We start from the raw sequence: 17,340 nt of genomic DNA, 5'->3' as shown, positions 1-17,340 counted from the left end.
GCTGGCAAAAACTCGTTTACGGATTTAAATTCTTTAAAATAAGACCAATATTTTGAGGAATCGTTAAGTGCACATGGAAAAAGGCGACGCTCATTACCGAATCGACAATCTGGACAAATCCATCCTGATGGCGCTGATGGACAATGCCCGCACGCCCTACGCCGAGCTGGCCAAACGCTTTGGCGTCAGCCCCGGCACCATTCATGTACGGGTGGAAAAAATGAAGCAGGCGGGCATCATTGAGGGCACCCGCGTGCAGGTGAACGCCAAGAAGCTGGGCTACGACGTCTGCTGCTTTATCGGCATCATACTGAAAAGCGCCCGGGACTACCCCCGGGCGCTGGCCCAGCTGGAAGCGCTGGAGGAAGTGGTGGAAGCCTATTACACCACCGGCCACTACAACATCTTTATCAAGGTCATGACCCGCTCCATCGACGAGCTGCAGCGGGTGCTGATCCACCGCTTGCAGCCCATTGAGGAGATTCAGTCCACCGAGACCCTGATCTCGCTGCAACAGCCCATCGATCGGGACGTCACCCCCTGATCAGCCGCAGGCCGCCAGGGGGCGGCCCAGTTCGGCAATGGCCTGCCGGTCCTGACGCAGCACGGTAAAGGCATCGGGGCCGAACCATTCCAGCGAGGCGCAGGCGTCGGGGTCATTCAGCAGCGGCGCCAGAAAATCCCGGTAATCCACGCAGCCCTCAAACAGCGGTACCATGCCTTGCCGGCACCCGGCGGCGGCGTACACATTGCCCGGCGCAAATACTCCCAGCCGTGCCCGCTCGCTGACGTTCTTTAAGTGAAAGTAATCCACCCGGCTGCGGGTTTGTGTCAGCAATTCAAGGGGATCATCTCCCCCCTCCCACACGTGCAGGGTGTCAAAGTTGAGCCCAAAGGCCGAGTGATCCACTTCATCCAGCAGCTGCAGAATCGAGGCGCCATTGTCCGCCAGGGTGCCCGGATGGGTTTCCACCAGCAGCCGCAGGCCGTGATCGGCGGCAATCAGGCACTGCTCGCGCAGGGCCGCCACCACGGCGGCACGTTCCGCCGGGGGGGTCTCCATGCTGCCCTTGCGCCCGGCAAAGGTGCGAATGCGCGGCGCCCCCCAACGCCGGGCCAGATGACACAGCGCCTGGGTTTGCCGGCGCCACTCGGCGGCCGGGCCCTCGGTGGGCAGGTAGTCACTGATCATGGGTACCCTGAGCCCAAAGGTCGCCAGCCAGTCGGCATTGTACTGAGGCTGATCCGCCAGGTGGCGGGCATGGGCGCCCCACAGCTCGATGCCGCTGAAGCCATGGTTGCGGGCCCACAGCGCCAGCTCCGCCAGTGACACCAGATGATGCCGAAAACTGATGGTGCACAGTGCCAGTTCCATCAGGCCACCTCCTGTTCGCAGGCCGTGCTGGCCAACAGTCCATGAAAGGCGCACCAGTCAGCGAACACCGCCGCCAGTTCACCCTTGATGCCGAACTCGATGGCGTCGAGCTCGTTCAGCTGCCGCTCAATGTCGGCCACCAGGCCGATATCCTGGCTTTGGGCCAGCTTGAGCACCTGGTAGTGCAGGGCGCGAAAACCGGTGATCAGCTTTTCTATTTCATCGCACCAGTGCTCAAAGTCGTCATTGGCCAGGCCCAGCTCCCGCCAGAAAAACGCAAAGCCGTGCTCATAGGCGTATTTACGCACCGAGATCACCGGCAGTTCCCTCAGCGCCTCGTCCAGGCCGGACAGGGCCAGGCCATCAATACCGCGCACATGGGCATCGACAATGCGCCGCACGCCGTCGGTCAGGGCATTGGCGTCGGGGCGAAAACAGGCCAGAAAATAATCCCGTACCCTGGCCGGTTCCGGGGCTCGCGCCTGACGGCGGTCAAAGCGCCAGCCGCCGGCCACGGTGGGCTGATCCACCGCCTGCAGAATGCGCTCCCGGGGCAGTTCCCCCTCCCAGCGGTAATCCGGATCCCGCATCAGCCAGATATCGGGATCGGCCGTGGCTTCCAGCAGCACATAGTGGGGAAAGGGATTTTGGTTGAACTTGTTCTCCCGCTCCGGCAGCTGATACAGATCCAGCATCACCATCACGGAGCCGGTGTCGGGGCGCACCGCCACCAGCTCGCACAGGGTGGCGATATTGTCCGCCTTGCCGAGCTCGGGCCGGTACCAGTGGTGCAGATCCACGCCATAGAGTCGCTCGAACCAGTTTCTGAACAGGTCGTGACTGATGGACGGCGCGTGGTAGCGCAACACCCGGTCCGGGCCGATATCGAAATCGGCGTCCCACACCGAGAAATAGTAGGGCCGGTGATCGATGCCGGCCTGCTTGAGGGCATCGCACACACAACTGACAAAACAGTGCACCTTGATGTCTTCGTATTCCTCTCCGTGCACATTCGGGCCTGGTTCCTGTCCTTCGGCCTGCTCCCGGCCGGCCGCCGATGCCCCAGCCCCCAGACGACCCAGAAAAGTGGCCAGCCCGGCCACGGTGTCAAAGTCGTCCCTGCTAAAGGCGTTTTCGGGAATCTCAAAGCCCAGGTCCAGCTCCAGGTGCATCAACAGCTGCAGCAGCTGAATCGAGTCCAGGTAGAGATCCTCATTCAGCCGTGCCTCGGGAGCGAAGGCACTCAGGTGAGGATGCATCAGGGTGTCCCGCAGCACGGAATGGATGGCGGTGATGATGGCCTGCTGATCCATTAGCTTACCTCCTGCAACGCCAGGGCCAGGCTGCCGTCCTCAAAGCGGGCGGCCACCTCCCGGCGGCTGATCTTGCCGTTATGCTGACGGGGAATGAGCTGCAGCTGGTGCATCTCAAGGGGGATCTGATGGCGGGCCAGCCGGTCCTGGCACCAGTCCCGCAGCTCAGCCACCGACACCGGGCGATCGGCGCTGAACAACAGGCAGACCCGCTCGCCGGCAAAGGGATCGGCCTTGCGGATCACCACGGCATCGTGCACCGCCGCCATGGCCATCACCACGTCTTCCACCTCCTGGGGATAGACGTTGAGGCCGGCCACGTTAATGGTGTCATCGAGCCGGGCCACAAACACCAGCATGCCGTCGGGCCGGCGCCAGCCCAGATCCCGAGTGTGAATCACGCCGTCCTCACCCTGCACCACCAGCTCGCCCGGGGCATCCTGTTCGGGGGCATTCACCAGGCTCAGGTGGGGCAGCACCAAGCCGATGTCGACGGCGGCACGCACGTCCGGATTGATGGCGATGCAGCCGGCCTCGGAACAGCCATATTGCTGAAACAGATGCCGGCTGGCCTTGCGCAGGGCCTCGAACCAGGGTCCGGGCAGCACGGTGCCCGAGGTCATCACCGCGTGCAGCCGCTCCCCGGCGGGCAACAGCCGGCACAGGGTATTGAGCATGGCCGGCGACGAATACAGCAGCGGTGCCGGCAGCTCGCGCAGCCGCCGCAACAGGTATTTGGGGTTGAGGTTGTCGATCACCACCGGCTGCTGGCCCCGCTTCAGCGCCACCAGCAGGCCCGCGATCAGGCCGTAGGAGTGGGTTACCGGGCAGGCGATCACCGGCGTCATCGACGCGGGCTCGGTAAAGGCGGACACATAGCTGTCGAGCTCCCGATCTATGCTGGACCAAGAGCGGGCGATGCACTTGGGCTCGCCGGTGGTGCCCGAACTCATCTGCAGCAACTCGCCGCCCTCGGCCGGGGTCACGCCCCCTGCCAGCCGTTCGCTGTGTTCCCCGTGGATCAGCCAGTGACAGCCGGCCCGCTGTGCCGCCCGTCGCGCCGCCGCCAACGGCAGTTCACCATGCAGGGGCAGTACACCGCCCCTTTCACGGCGCAGCAGAAACAGCCAGGCCAGCCAGTCGGCGGTATTGCTCAGGCACACCGCGTAACGGTAACGGTGGCAGTCGGCCAGGGCCGGTCGGGCGCGCAGGCGTTCGCCGGCGTCGGCAAACCAGGCCTGGTCAATGTATTGATCATTCACATACAACATTTGATTCAGCTCTCGTCACAGGGGTCGGTTGCGGGCTCAGGGGGTTGCTTACCAGGTGGTGACACTCCACCCGGTTGCCCGACAGCTTGCGGGTCAGCAGGGATTCGGTATAAAAGGTGGCGGCGTCATGGCCCAGCTCGGCCAGCCGGGCCTGCAGGCCATGCTCCTCGGCATGGGCCGCCAGCCGGATCGCCAGCAGCGACCAGAAGCGCGCCTCGGGCAGGCCGTAATGGCACTCCAGCAGCCAGGACACTTCGCTCAGGTTGAACACGAACAGGGTGTCCATCACCAGCTCGCGCAGCCACTCCGGGGTTTCCATCCAGTAGTACTGGTTGGGCTCCGCCTGCCGGTAACAGGGGTCCAGCGCCGAAAAGTCGGGCGCCAGTCCGGGGTCGCGCAAAAAGCCGGGCACGTATTCCACACTTTCGTGAAAGTCCCGCAGCACCAGCCGGCTGGGCCAGCCATGCTCATGCAGCAGCACCATGTTCTGACCATGGGCTTCCAGGGCGATGCCGTGGGCCACCAGCAGGTGCCACACCGGCAGCACCACCACCTCGAACAGCCGGTTCAGCCAGGGCTCCAGGCCATGGCGGCCAATCCAGTCATCGGCAAAGGGCCGGCCATCGCGTTCCACCATCATCAGGGCATTAAAGGGCACCGCCCGCTCCTGCTCACCCAGCAGCGGCGTCAGGCTTTGCCGCCAGATGGCGGCCAGCTCACCCTGATCATCGGCAATCACGCCGGCATATTCCGCCAGCAATACCAGGGGGTAGCGCTCGGCGAACAGGGCATCACTGTTCACCACTTGCTGCAGCCAGCGGGAAATCACCGGCGCCGTGCATACCGAATGGGGTTCGATAATGCGTTTCGACGAGGTGTTGACCATGCTCATCGCCAGCTTGATGCTGGCCCGCTCAGGGTGAGAGACGTTAAGCAGGGTGCGTACCGACTGGCTGGCCTGATAGTGATCCCCGGCCTCGCCGAGAAACAGGCTCTGGCCCAGCCCGCCCAGGCGTCCGCGCAACTGCTGCCACTGCCAGGGGTGCAGGGGCAGCAAGCCATGACGGTGCCAGTCGCCCCCCTGACGGTGCAGGCGCTCGCTCAGACAGCGCCAGACCGGTTCGCCCAGCTCGTCCTGCCAGAACGCCTGTTCATCGCCGGCCAGCGCCTGGCGCAGATGTGCCCGGGGCACCGCCAGCCACACCAGCCGAAAAGACCGCCCCGCCTCGGGGCCGTACTCTTCGTGATCCTGCTCGCTGAAGCCGGTGCGGGCCTTGAAACAGGGGTGATAAGGGTGGCCTTCGTCCAGGGCCGATTCCAGCCCGGCGTAGTCGAGCCCGCGCCGGGACAGAGGCACGTTCAGCCGGCGCTGGTTCCAGCGACACAGCCGCACCGTCTGGGCCAGCTCGTCCGTCAGCCGCTGCCGGGCGTCATCCAGCGCCGGCAGGGTGGCCAGCAGCCGCGCGAGTCCGGCCGGCTGCCAGTCGTCGCCCTCACGCCGCTGCAGGCTGCCGGCTCGAATCCGCACTCGATCAAAGGCACCTACGTGAGCGCGGCAGCGGTAGACATCGCCCTGCTGCTGCCAGCACAGGAAGTCTCCTTCTTCAAAGGCCTGCCAGCCCCAGGGCAGGCGCTGTTCAAACAGCAGGGCTTCGACCAGCTGGCGCAGCACCCGCTGCTCGGGATATTCGTGCTGGGCTTCAGGCAACGGCATGGGTCACCTCCTTGAGGGCGTCGCGGCATAGCGGGTTGGGCAAGCGTGTGTAAATGGCCTGTTCGTTGTCGGCGTCCAGCTCGTCCACGTCATAGAGCCGGGTCAACAGGTTGCCCTTGGCAGGAATAAAGGGCCGGCTCAGCAGCGAGCTCGCAAAGTCCCGGCCGGCACCGTGCAACCGTTCGGCCAGCCGCTCCAACCGCCGGCGCAGCAGCGCCAGCAGGCTGGCCTCGTCAATCAGGCCGTCATTGCCCATGCGGCTCACCACGGCACACACCTGGTTGACCACGGCGTAATAGGCGAAGCGATCGCGAATTTCCGCATCGGGGTAATACAGCGCGGCCAGGTTTGCCGCTTCCGGCACCAGTGCCTGCAGCGAGTCCCGGTAGCGCTCCGACAGGTAGTAGCCCTGGTTGTCGCGATAGTAATAGGCCGAGGGATAGCCGTCGGTCACCCGCAGCAGGCTGTTCTGCTGGTGGGCTTCCAGGGCAATGCCGTGCTCGTCATAGAGGCAGATCAGCGGCTCAAGGGCGCAGTCGAGGTAGCGCTCGAACCAGCGCCGGCACACCATGGCCGGGGTGTCGCCGTCGCGGGCGGCGATGCCGGCAATCAGCCCGGCCAGGGCCGAGGGCGCACCGGGCAGCGGCTCGGCGGTCAGCGCCGCCAGGCTGGTGACGCCCCGCCCGGCCTCGCCGCCAAAGGGGTTGTCCCGCAGGATCACCTCAAAGCCGCTTTCCTCCTGTTCGGGAAAGTCCAGGGTGATCCAGGCCGGATCGTGAATCATGCCAAAGGCCGGGTAGCGCCGGTCAAAGCCGGTGCGCTGCAGCAGCCGGTCCATGATCAGGCCGGCGTCGAGCTCGTGGCGACGGTTGCGGCGCAGGGAATTGGTGATGCGCACCGGAATGGAAAACTTGATCATCCAGGGCAGCGCCTCGCAATACAGGGTGCGCACCGATGAGGTGGCGGTAAAGGCATGGCCCGCCGGCCCCAGGTGCTCCAGCCTGCCGGCCTCCATCAACGCCTGCACCGCCGGCTGCAACAACAGCGCCTCGGCCTGCAGCGGGTGCATGGGCAGCAGCAGCTTGCCGTCGGTTCGGGCCAGGCGGTCGGCATCGGCCCCCAGCAGGGCGCTGACCATTTGCGGTACCGTCTGCTCCCGGGCCGAGCGGTGGCGCACCAGCTCGGGGCTGGCGGCGAAATAATGCAGGGCAAACCGGCCGCGCTGCTCGGGGCCGTAGCGGCGCTGCTGCCAGTCGGTCATGCCCTGGCGGCTCTTGGGGGTGGGATGGAGCCAATGGCCAAACAGCACCGACTGCTCGGTGTCGATAAAATGAACAGGCGCCGGTTGCTGCCGGCCGGCGTCGATATGCTCCATCATTTGCCGGTAGCTGTCGGTCAGCCGGGTCAGCAGCTCCAGCTCCTGCTGGCGCAACCGTTCGTCGTCACCCCGGCAAAAGCCCCGGTAGATTTCGTGCACCAGCATCAGCACCGCGGCAAAGGGCTCGGTGGCCCGCCAACCGTGCTCCCGGCTGCGCCGCAGCCACAACCGGCCAAAGCGGTGGCACCCGGTGAGCGAACGGTACTCCAGCTCCACCCGCAGCATCGCCTGCTGGCTGGCCAGGGGCAGCTCCACGCAATCCACCGTGGCGGGCAGCCCTTGAGTGCCGGCGCCCACCACATGGCCGCAGTATATGCCCGGCTCCACTTCCCGCAGATAACAGTTAAGAAAGGCCCTCAGGGTGGCCTGCTCCGCAATATTTCGTGATGATGTACTCATCCGTTCACCTTGTCTTCGCTGATGTGCATCCTGCTTTCGTTCGGCACGCTAACGGGGTAAAGTTCTCAGGTGACGAATATTCATGATAACGATTATCACTTTCAATTACTGTTACACTTGTTACACGCGGACAAAGCATGACCACTTCTTCCAATCCCATGGTGCAAACCCCGGTTCCCACGCTGTTCTTTCAATTCGCCGGCCACGCCCTGATCAGTTTGCTGGCCATCACCAGTGCGTCAGTGATTGACGGACTCTTCGTCGGCAACCTGGTCGGCGCCGACGCCCTGGCCGCCGTCACCCTGCTGGTGCCCTGGCTCACCCTGTTGTTTGCCCTGGGGCTGGTGCTGGCCATTGGCGGCTCGGTACGCGCCGGCCACCTGCTGGGTCAGCACAGGCGTGACGAGGCCAGCCGGCTGTTTGGTGCCTCCGTGCTGGCCGCCGCCCTGGCGGTGGCGCTGGCGGGCATGGTGATCACCCTCTGGCCCGGGCTGCTGTATCAGGCGCTTAACGTGCCAGAGGCGCTGCGCCCGCTGGTGGCGGAATACCTGGCGGTGATGAAAGCGGCGCTGGTGCTGCAGATCGCCACCATGGTGGCCTATTACTTTGTACGCGCCGACGGCCACACCGGTCTGGCCACCCGCGCCCTGGTGGTCGGCGCCTGCAGCAATATTGTGCTGAACGCCGTGCTGGTGGGCGGTTTTAAACTGGGGCTGGCCGGGGCCGCCTGGGCCACCCTGCTGGCGCAGCTGGTGCAGGCCGGCCTGATGATTCAATACCTGCGCCGCCCGGGCGCCATGACCCTGCGCTTTCGCGGCTGGCCCTGGCGGGATCTGCGTGCCGCCGTGGCCAACGGCCTGTCGGAAGGCATCAATGAGGTGTCGGTGGGGGTGATGATCTGGCTGGTGAACTGGCTGATGCTGCGCACGCAAGGCGCCGAGGGCGTGGCCGCCTTCAGCATCGTCAACTATCTGATTTTTATCGGTGTGATGACCTGCTATGGCATCGTCGACGGCGTGCATCCGCTGGTCAGCCACAACCTGGGGGCAGGACAAACCCAGCGGGCAAGGCAGGTAGTAAAACTGGCGGCGGTGACCCTGGGCGGGCTGGGGCTGTTGATGAGTGCCCTGCTGTTGCTGGCGGGCCACCGCATTCCGGCGCTGTTCCTGCATGCGGACGAAACCGAGGCCATGGCGCAGGCCGCGGCGCTGATCGCCATTATCTGGCCGCTGTTCCTGTTCAATGGTTTCAACATGCTGATTGCGGTGACCTTTACCGCCCTGCAGCGGCCGCTGCCCTCGGCCATCATCGCCTTCAGCCGCAGCCTGGTGCTGCCGGCGGGGCTGATGCTGTGGCTGGCCTGGACCGCGCCGGCACAACCTTTTCTGCTGGCGCTGCCCCTGGCCGAGGCGCTGACCCTGGTGCTGGCCCTGGGCCTGGCGGCCCAGGCCCGCAGCCGGGCTCGCGTCAACTGCGCCTGAGCCCGGCAATGTGCGCCATGGTGATCAGTCGGCCAGCTTGTCCACCGCCGCCCGCATCTGTTTGAGCTGTTGCTGCTTGAGCTGATCGTCGGCGGCGATTTTCTTCAGGGTGGCGTCCTTGAGCTCGGCGTTGTCCATGGCGCCGGCCTTGTGCTCGGCCATCAGCCGGTGCAGGGTCAGGTTGTGCTCCATGGCCTCAAGCCGGGCCTGCTGCGCCAGAATGAACTGGGCCTTGAGCTCGGGGGTTTCCAGTTTTTCCATGCGCTTGGTCAGGCGCTGCTCGAACCGGGCCGGATCCATGTGCTTGCCGCCGTGATGGCGCTTGCCATGATGGCCGCCCTTGTGGTCACGGGCACATTCTTCCGTCATGGGACCACGATCTTCGCCACCGTGATGAGCGGCGCTGGCCAGGGCAGGCACGGTGAGCAGGGTGGCGGCGAGCAACAGGGCGCTGTGACGAGTTTTCATGATAACTACCTCTCGTTGTGGTGATGTGGTGTTGACGCTGACCATTTAACCCCCCGTCTGTCAGCAAACTGTGTCGGCGCGGCGCTTTTTTGCAACAAAGTGTCACAGTCCCACCCCCTGACACACTTTGACATTATTTGTCCGGCCGCCTGAGCTTATACTGAGCCGGCAATGGCAGGAGGATAAAGATGAACAAGGGCAAAGACTTGCTGGTGGTGGACGATCACGGTGAAATTCGCGATCTGCTGAAACGCTTTCTGGAGCAGCACGGCTACCGCGTGCAGGCCGTGCGCGACGGGGATGCCATGCGCCAGCACCTGAGCCGTCACCGGCCCGATCTGATCATTCTCGACCTGATGCTGCCGGGCGACGACGGCCTGACCCTGTGCCGAGAGCTGCGCGGCCAGGGCAACGAGGTGCCCATCATCATGCTTACCGCCATGGGCGAAGACACCGACCGCATTATCGGCCTGGAAATGGGCGCCGACGACTACCTGCCCAAACCCTTCAACCCCCGCGAATTGCTGGCCCGCATCAAGGCGGTGCTAAGGCGCCGGCCCGAACCGGGTCAGGAGCCCGCCACCGAGGCCCCGCCCCGGGTGCGCTTTGGCCACTGGCTGCTGGACACCGCCCGGCGCGAGCTGGTGGACGACAAGGGCGTCACCATCAGCCTGAGCACCGCCGAGTTCGATCTGCTGCGCGTGTTTATTCAGCACCCCAACCGGGTGTTGAGCCGGGATCAGCTGCTGGATCTGGCCCGGGGCCGGGAGGCCCAGGCCTTTGACCGGGCCATCGACACCCTGGTCAGCCGGCTTAGGCGCAAGCTGGAGGCCGACTCCCGCCATCCGCAACTGATCAAGACCATCTGGGGCGGCGGCTACATGCTGGCCGCCGAGGTCCGTCATGAAGGCTGAGCGGCTGCGTTACTGGCTGGGCAGCCTCACCGGCCAGATTGTATTGGTGACCCTGTGCGCCCTGGTGCTGGTGCAGCTGGTCAGCCTGCAAATCTACCGGCTGGAGCGGGAAGAGACGCTGGGGTTGGTGAACAGCCGCTTTACCCTGCAGCGGCTGATAGCGGTGACCCGGTTGCTGCACCAGTCCCCGCCCGAGCTGCAGCGGGAAATTCTGCGCGCCAGCCGCAGCGAAACCCTGCTGCTGGGGCTGAGTCAGGACGCCCCCGCCGAAGGCGAGCGCAACGCCGTGTTTGAGCGCATCGTGCGCAGCCGGCTCGATTATCCGGGCTCGCTGGATATTCGCATCTACGCCGAAACCGGCAGCGGCCGTGCCCTGCCGCCGCCTTCCGAACGCCGCCATCGCCACCCGCCCCACGGCCGCCGGCCCGACATTCGCCTCTATGGCGGCATTGAACTGGGCAACGGCCACTGGCTGCGCTTTACCTCCCTGGTGGATCGGGAAAGCCCGGGCTGGTCGCCCAAGGCCATTCTGTCATTGGTGTTGCTGGCGGCCCTGCTCACCGGCCTGATGATCTGGCTACTGCAGCGCATTACCCGGCCGCTCAAGCAACTGGCCCGCAGGGCCGAGCGGCTCGGCCGAGGCGACAAGGCCGAGCCCCTGCCGGAAACCGGGCCCAGTGAAATTCGCGACACCCTGTCGGCCTTTAACCGCATGCAGGAACGGCTGGATCGCTTTGTCACCGACCGCACCCGCATGCTGGCGGCCATCTCCCATGATCTGCGCACCCCGCTCACCAGCCTGCAACTGCGCTGCGAGTTTCTGCCCGACGGCGAAGACAAGCTCAAGCTGCAACAAGGGCTCAAGCGCATGGAGCAGATGCTGGCCGCCACCCTGCAATTCGCCCGGGATGACGGCCAGAGCGAGCCGTTGCGGGATCTGGATCTGTCCAGCCTGGTGCAAAGCCTGTGCGATGATCTGCAGGACGCCGGCCACCAGGTCAGCCTGGAAGAGCGCGAGCCCATCCTGTTTCGCGGCCGCAGCACCGCCCTGCGCCGAGCGCTGCAGAACCTGCTGGAGAACGGCGTAAAATACGGCGAACGGGTGGAGGTGCGACTGCTGGACGAGCCCGGCCGAGTACGCATTTTGATCCGCGATGTGGGCCCCGGCATTCCCGACGAGCAGCTGGAAGAGGTGTTCAAGCCCTTTACCCGGCTCGACAGCGCCCGCAACCTGGAAGACGGCAGCATCGGCCTGGGCCTGGCCATTGCCCGCACCCTGATCCACCAGCACGGCGGTGAACTGCATCTGACCAACCACCCCGGCGGCGGCCTGCTGGCCACCGTGCTGCTGCCTCATTAGCCTGCCAATACAGGCCTGCGTTGCCTGACTCACCGTACACCTCGAAGCAGCAACCGGGTTGCACTCCGCCGACACGCTTCGAGCCCATCCGTGGGACGCTCGTCAAATGCCATCCGTGGCATTTGACGGTCGGCTACGGCAATCCCGGCTGCTGCTTCGCGGACTCCCTGTGCCGCCTGATAAAAGTTAACTAACAACCCGGAGTCCAATGCGGAGGACAAGGGGTGTCTGCTGCGCTGACCCTCGGCGCCAGGGAGGGCGCAGCGGAGCCCCCAGGGAAGGGTTCACGGCGTGTCGGCAAAGCAGTACCCCTTGCCCGCGGCACCACAGCCAACAGCCGGCCTTTACTCCCCCGGGCAAACTGCCTACATTGATGAGCCTCGACCGAAACACAAGGACAGTTACTCCCATGAGAGATGAAACCCTGGCCGTACACCACGGCTACACCACGGATCCCACCACCAAGTCGGTGGCTACCCCCATTTACCAGACCGTGGCCTATGAATTTGACAGCGCCCAGCACGGCGCCGATCTGTTCAACCTGGAAGTGCCGGGCAACATCTATACCCGCATCATGAACCCCACCAACGACGTGCTGGAGCAGCGCGTCGCGGCCCTGGAAGGCGGCATTGCCGGCCTGGTGGTGTCGGCGGGCAGCGCCGCCATTCACTACGCCCTGATCACCCTGGCCAAAGGCGGCGACAACATCGTCACCACGCCTCAGCTCTATGGCGGCACCTACACCCTGCTGGCCCATATGCTGCCGGATCTGGGCATTGAGGTACGCTTTGCCGAGGACGCCAGCCCGGCCGCCATTGCCAGGCTGATCGATGCCAACACCAAGGCGGTATACTGCGAGAGCATCGGCAACCCGGCGGGCAACGTGGTCGACATCAAGGGCCTGGCCGACGTGGCCCACGCCGAGGGTGTGCCCCTGGTGGTGGACAACACCGTCGCCACTCCGATGCTGTGCAAGCCCATCGAGTTTGGCGCCGACATAGTAGTGCACTCGCTGACCAAATACATCGGTGGTCACGGCAACTCCCTGGGCGGCATTATCGTCGACAGCGGCAAGTTCCCCTGGGCCGAGCACAAGGAACGTTTCCCTCAGTTCTGCAATCCCGAGGCCGCCTACCATGGTGTTATCTACAACGAAGCCTTTGGCCCCGCCGCCTTTATTGCCCGCGCCCGCACCGTGCCCCTGCGCAACACCGGCAGCGCCCTGGCACCGCTCAACGCCTTTCTGCTGCTGCAGGGGCTGGAAACCCTGCCCCTGCGCATGGAGCGTCATGTGGAGAACACCTTCAAGGTGGCCGAATTTCTGCAGCGGCACGAGGCGGTGGACTGGGTCAACTACGCCGGCCTGGAAGGCCACCCTGACTTTGAGCGTGCGCAGCAGTTCATGAAGGGCAAGCCCTCGGCCATTCTGTCGTTCGGGCTCAAGGGCGGCTATGAGGCCGGCGTGCGTTTTTACGATGCGCTCACGCTTATCAAGCGGCTGGTCAATATCGGTGACGCCAAGTCCCTGGCCTGCCATCCGGCGTCCACCACCCATCGCCAGATGACCGAGGCCGAGCAAGTCCAGGCCGGCGTCAGGCCGGAAATGATTCGGCTGTCCATCGGCATCGAGCACGCCGACGACATCATTGCCGATCTGGCACAGGCGCTGAACGCCTGATCTCGCAGCGGGAAGGCTCACCTTCCCGCTTTTTTATCCCATCAGCCCCAGCGCCAGCTTGCCCGCCAGCAGCCACATCAGGGTGCCGATGGCGCCGTCCATGACCCGCTGCACCAGCGGCCGGCCCAGCCAGTTGCTCATACGCGCCGCCCCCAGTGCCAGGGTAAAAAACCATACCAGTGAGGCGGTAAAGCATCCCAGGGCAAAGGCCCACTTCTCGTTGCCGTCCAGGCCTCCCCCTACGGAGCCCAGTATCATCACGGTCTCGATGTATACCTGCGGGTTCAGCAGGGTCACCGCCAGCACGCCGATCAGCACCGCCTTCAGCCCCCGCTCCCGACCATCCAGCGCCAGCGCCTGACCCGAACCCAGCGCCCGCCGCCAGCAATGGGCACCGTAGATCAGCAAAAATGCCATGCCCGCCAGGCTGATCCCCCAGAACAACACGCCGTGGGACTGCAGTGCCGCGCCGCCACCAAACACCCCCAGGCCGATCAGCAACACGTCAAACAAACTGCAGATGGCCGCCACCAGCAGATGGTACTGCCGCCGCATGCCCTGATTGAGCACAAAGGCATTTTGCGCGCCGATGGGAATAATCAGCCCAGCCCCCAGGGTAAAGCCCTGCGCCCAGGGCAACCAGTACATCATGATGCAACCTCCTCGTTGGTCAGTGGCTTGCAGATTAGTGAGGCCGGCTAATTTAGTAAAACTAATAAAATTGCTGCATCATTAATTTAATTAATAAGGAGTCATCATGAGTGAACTGGACTACAAGCTGCTGGCCGCCCTTGACAAGGTGGTCAGCGAACAGGGCTTTGAGCCGGCAGCCCGCCAGCTGCATCTGACCCAGTCGGCGGTGTCCCAGCGTATCAAGCAGCTGGAGCAGCGCCTGGCCCAGCCGTTGCTGATCCGCAGCCAGCCGCCCCGCCCCACCGATGCCGGCCGGCGACTGCTGGCCCATTACCGTCAGGTCAGCCAGCTGCAGGGGGCGGTCATGGCCGAGCTGTTGCCCGACGCACCGCAAAAGCCGCTGACCGTGACTCTGGCCACCAATGCCGACAGCCTCGCCATCTGGCTGATCCCGGCCCTGACCCCGCTGTTGCACAGTCACCCCATCGAACTCAACCTGCTTATCGAGGATGAATCCCGCACCCTGGACCGGCTGCGCAGCGGCGAAGCCTTTGGCGCCATCAGTGTCAGTGCCGAGCCCCTGCCCGGCTGCCGCTGCGATCCCTTGGGCGAAATGGAATACATACTGGTGGCCACCCCGGCGTTTCGCCGCCGCTACTTTCCCGACGGCCTGACCCTGGCCGCCCTGCAACTGGCCCCGGCCGTGGCCTTTGATCAGCGCGACGACATGCATGCCCGCTACATCGAGCAGCATTTCGGCCTGCCCGCCGGCGGCTATCCCTGCCATGCCATGCGCTCCTCGGAAGCCTTTGTTGCCATTGCCCGGTCCGGCGCCGCCTACTGCCTGATCCCCCGGCTGATGATTGAAGAAGATCTGCAGCAGGGCCGGCTGGTGGAGCTGTACCCGGAAGGCCCTCTGTTTGAGCCCCTCTACTGGCATCGCTGGCTGCTGGAGCGCGGCATTCACCAGGCCCTGTCCCGTCGTCTGGTGGATTATGGCCGCACCGTGCTGCCGCCTATTGACTCTGGAGTAACCTCCAGGGTCTAGACTCGAAGCTGCAACCCCACACAACAAGGAGAAACAAATGGGACATTGCTGCCATCACCAACACCCCCATGAGCACGGGGGCGAACACCGGCATGGCACCCAGTGTGTGCCTCGCCATGAAAGTGCCGCGGCGACGCCGGCGGCAGAGTCGGCAGTGCCGACGACAACGGCGCCTCCCGACGAGGATGAAGACCCACGAACGACGCTGCATCGCTGGCGCATCGGCGGCATGGACTGCCCCAGCTGCGCCGGCAAGATAGAAACCGCATTGCGACGCCTGCCCGGGGTGCACAGTGCCGAGGTGCGCTTTGCCACCGAACGGCTGCGAGTGCAGCTGACGAATGAAGGAAGCCGAGAACAGGTGGTGCGGGCCATTCACGCCGCCGGTTTTACCCCCTTCAACGAGCAGGATGAGGCTCCGGCCGCCCCCGCCTGGCGCCAGCATGGCACCCTGTTCAGCCTGTTGCTGCTGATGCTGCTGGCCGCCGGCGCCCATCTGTGGCTGCCCGCCGCCACCCCCTGGCTGTTTACCCTGGCCACCCTGTGGGGGCTGGTGCCGGTGGGCCGTCAGGCCTGGCGGCTGGCGCGCAGCGGCTCACCCTTTTCCATTGAAATGCTGATGACGGTGGCCGCCACCGGCGCCCTGTTTCTGGGGGAAACGGCCGAGGCAGCCATGGTGCTGCTGCTGTTCAGCGTGGGCGAACGGCTGGAAAGCCTGGCCGCCGGCAAGGCACGCCAGGGGGTCAAAACCCTGATGGCGCTGGTGCCCGAGCAAGCCCGCAGGCTGACCCGCAATGGCGTGGAAGAGGTGGCCATCGAACAACTCGCTCCCGGTGACGAGATAGAAGTGCACCCGGGCGGGCGCCTGCCCGTCGACGGCACCCTGCTCAACGCCTCGGCCGCCTTTGATGAAAGCGCCATTACCGGCGAATCCCTGCCGGTGGACAGGGCCCAAGGGGAAAAGCTGGCCGCCGGCAGCCTGGTGGTGGACAGGGCGGTACGCATCAGGGTTACCTCGCAACCCGGCCACAGTACCCTGGACCGCATTCTGCACCTGATGGAGGAAGCCGACGCCCACCGCGCGCCCATCGCCCGCTTTATCGATCGCTTCAGCCGCTGGTACACGCCGGCGATGATCGCCGCCGCCACTCTGGTGGCGGTGCTGCCGCCGTTGCTGCTCGCCGCCGACTGGCAAACCTGGATTTACCGGGGCCTGGTGCTGCTGCTGATCGGCTGCCCCTGCGCCCTGGTGATATCCACTCCGGCGGCGGTCACCTCGGCGCTGGCCGCCGCCACCCGTCTGGGGGTACTGATCAAGGGGGGCGCGGCGCTGGAACAACTGGGCCGAATCGACACCCTGGCCTTTGACAAGACCGGCACCCTGACCCGCGGTCAGCCGGTGCTGCACGAGCTGTGCCTGTACCATGACGTGTCACGGAAGCAGGCGATGGCACTGGCCGCCGGGCTGGAAAGCGGCGCCCATCACCCGTTGGCCCAGGCCCTGGTGGCCGCCGCCGAGGCCGAGGGAGTCGAGCCCGTGGCCACCGGCGAAAAACACACCCTGTCCGGTGCCGGCATTCAAAGCGAGTGGCAAGGCAAGGCGCTGCTGATTGGCTCGCCGGCACAGCTGGAGGCGGCCCGCTATTCGCCGCAACAGGCCGCCGATATTGAACGGCTGCGAGCCGCCGCCTGCACCCTGGTGGTGCTGGCGGTAGACCGGCAGGTCATCGCCCTGTTTGCCCTGCGGGATCCGCTGCGCGCCGACGCCGGCACCGGCATCGCCGCCTTGCGCGAGCTGGGCATCAACAGCCTGATGCTGACCGGCGATCACGACATGACCGCCCGGGCCATTGCCGCCGAGCTAAACCTGGATTACCGCGCCGGGCTCAAGCCCGAGCACAAGCTGCAGGAGGTGGTCCGGCTCGGTGAGCAGGGCCGACTGGGCATGGTGGGAGATGGCATCAACGACGCCCCGGCGCTCAAGCAGGCCAGCATCGGCATCGCCATGGGCCAGGGCACCGACGTGGCCCTGGACAGCGCCGACGCCGCCCTCACCCACAACCGGCTCACCGCCCTGGCCGACGCGGTGCGGCTGTCCCGGGCCACCAGCGCCAATATTCGCCAGAACATCACCCTGGCGCTGGGGCTGAAGGCGGTGTTTCTGATCACCAGCGTCACCGGCGTAACCGGCCTGTGGCTGGCGGTGCTGGCGGACACCGGCGCCACCGCCCTGGTTACCCTCAACGCCTTACGGCTGCTGCGTTTCAGGGGCCGGCCATCATAAAAAAGCCCCCGGCAACCAAGTTGC

Annotated in this window: 14 protein-coding genes; 7 read left to right on the top strand and 7 right to left on the bottom strand. The window is 65.1% G+C overall.

The window, feature by feature from the left end; genetic code table 11:
- The first annotated feature begins 73 nt into the window (after positions 1-73).
- Positions 74-544 (top strand): transcriptional regulator AsnC, encoded by a 471-nt coding sequence (gene asnC, locus B6S08_RS17540; RefSeq protein ID WP_094202105.1) that lies wholly within the window; start codon positions 74-76, stop codon positions 542-544.
- On the opposite strand, the gene B6S08_RS17535 is transcribed toward asnC, so the two are convergent.
- Genes B6S08_RS17535 through B6S08_RS17515 form a run of 5 tightly spaced genes read right to left on the bottom strand, consistent with a single transcriptional unit; the run spans position 545 to position 7,450 of the window.
- Positions 545-1,375 carry a sugar phosphate isomerase/epimerase family protein gene (locus B6S08_RS17535; protein ID WP_094202104.1) on the bottom strand — a complete coding sequence of 277 codons (831 nt, stop codon included), beginning with the start codon at positions 1,373-1,375 and terminating at the stop codon, positions 545-547.
- A complete protein-coding gene (locus tag B6S08_RS17530; protein WP_094202103.1) occupies positions 1,375-2,688 on the bottom strand; it encodes a DUF6005 family protein in 1,314 nt (437 codons plus the stop codon). Before B6S08_RS17530 ends, B6S08_RS17535 begins: the two co-directional genes overlap by 1 nt.
- Positions 2,688-3,959 (bottom strand): AMP-binding protein, encoded by a 1,272-nt coding sequence (locus B6S08_RS17525; protein ID WP_094202102.1) that lies wholly within the window; start codon positions 3,957-3,959, stop codon positions 2,688-2,690. The genes B6S08_RS17530 and B6S08_RS17525 overlap by 1 nt, the downstream gene beginning before the upstream one ends.
- Positions 3,943-5,673, bottom strand: a complete 1,731-nt coding sequence (locus B6S08_RS17520; RefSeq protein WP_094202101.1) for an IucA/IucC family protein — start codon at positions 5,671-5,673, stop codon at positions 3,943-3,945. Before B6S08_RS17520 ends, B6S08_RS17525 begins: the two co-directional genes overlap by 17 nt.
- Positions 5,660-7,450 (bottom strand): IucA/IucC family protein, encoded by a 1,791-nt coding sequence (locus B6S08_RS17515; RefSeq protein WP_094202100.1) that lies wholly within the window; start codon positions 7,448-7,450, stop codon positions 5,660-5,662. The genes B6S08_RS17520 and B6S08_RS17515 overlap by 14 nt, the downstream gene beginning before the upstream one ends.
- A gap of 137 nt (positions 7,451-7,587) precedes the next feature.
- Here B6S08_RS17515 and B6S08_RS17510 point away from each other — a divergent pair, with 137 nt between their 5' ends.
- The gene (locus B6S08_RS17510) at positions 7,588-8,931 is read left to right on the top strand and encodes an MATE family efflux transporter (protein WP_094202099.1); all 1,344 of its coding nucleotides are present in this window, start codon (positions 7,588-7,590) and stop codon (positions 8,929-8,931) included.
- A 24-nt stretch (positions 8,932-8,955) separates the two neighbouring features.
- Here the strand turns inward: B6S08_RS17510 and B6S08_RS17505 are convergent, their stop codons facing one another.
- The gene (locus B6S08_RS17505; protein ID WP_094202098.1) at positions 8,956-9,399 is read right to left on the bottom strand and encodes a hypothetical protein; all 444 of its coding nucleotides are present in this window, start codon (positions 9,397-9,399) and stop codon (positions 8,956-8,958) included.
- 188 nt (positions 9,400-9,587) lie between these two features.
- Here B6S08_RS17505 and B6S08_RS17500 point away from each other — a divergent pair, with 188 nt between their 5' ends.
- The 3 genes from B6S08_RS17500 to B6S08_RS17490 all read left to right on the top strand — a co-directional run bounded on the left by B6S08_RS17500 (position 9,588) and on the right by B6S08_RS17490 (position 13,351).
- A complete protein-coding gene (locus B6S08_RS17500; protein WP_094202097.1) occupies positions 9,588-10,313 on the top strand; it encodes a response regulator in 726 nt (241 codons plus the stop codon).
- Positions 10,303-11,673: an ATP-binding protein gene (locus tag B6S08_RS17495; RefSeq protein ID WP_094202096.1), complete on the top strand. Its 1,371-nt coding sequence runs from the start codon at positions 10,303-10,305 to the stop codon at positions 11,671-11,673. Before B6S08_RS17500 ends, B6S08_RS17495 begins: the two co-directional genes overlap by 11 nt.
- 409 nt (positions 11,674-12,082) lie before the next feature.
- Positions 12,083-13,351, top strand: coding sequence for an O-acetylhomoserine aminocarboxypropyltransferase/cysteine synthase family protein (locus B6S08_RS17490; RefSeq protein WP_094202095.1), 1,269 nt, complete (start codon positions 12,083-12,085; stop codon positions 13,349-13,351).
- Positions 13,352-13,384: 33 nt separating this feature from the next.
- Here the strand turns inward: B6S08_RS17490 and B6S08_RS17485 are convergent, their stop codons facing one another.
- Positions 13,385-14,002, bottom strand: coding sequence for a LysE/ArgO family amino acid transporter (locus B6S08_RS17485; RefSeq protein WP_094202094.1), 618 nt, complete (start codon positions 14,000-14,002; stop codon positions 13,385-13,387).
- A 106-nt stretch (positions 14,003-14,108) separates the two neighbouring features.
- Between B6S08_RS17485 and B6S08_RS17480 the strand changes: the two genes are divergently transcribed.
- Together B6S08_RS17480 and B6S08_RS17475 are read left to right on the top strand one after the other, a co-directional pair.
- Positions 14,109-15,032, top strand: a complete 924-nt coding sequence (locus B6S08_RS17480) for a LysR family transcriptional regulator ArgP (RefSeq protein ID WP_094202093.1) — start codon at positions 14,109-14,111, stop codon at positions 15,030-15,032.
- 37 nt (positions 15,033-15,069) lie between these two features.
- Positions 15,070-17,316 (top strand): heavy metal translocating P-type ATPase, encoded by a 2,247-nt coding sequence (locus B6S08_RS17475; protein WP_141202213.1) that lies wholly within the window; start codon positions 15,070-15,072, stop codon positions 17,314-17,316.
- The last annotated feature ends 24 nt before the right edge of the window (positions 17,317-17,340 follow it).

Source organism: Oceanimonas doudoroffii (assembly GCF_002242685.1).
Classification (GTDB): Bacteria; Pseudomonadota; Gammaproteobacteria; order Enterobacterales; family Aeromonadaceae; genus Oceanimonas; species Oceanimonas doudoroffii.
Note: the sequence above shows the minus strand (reverse complement) of the source record. Positions and strands in the feature narration are given on the sequence as shown.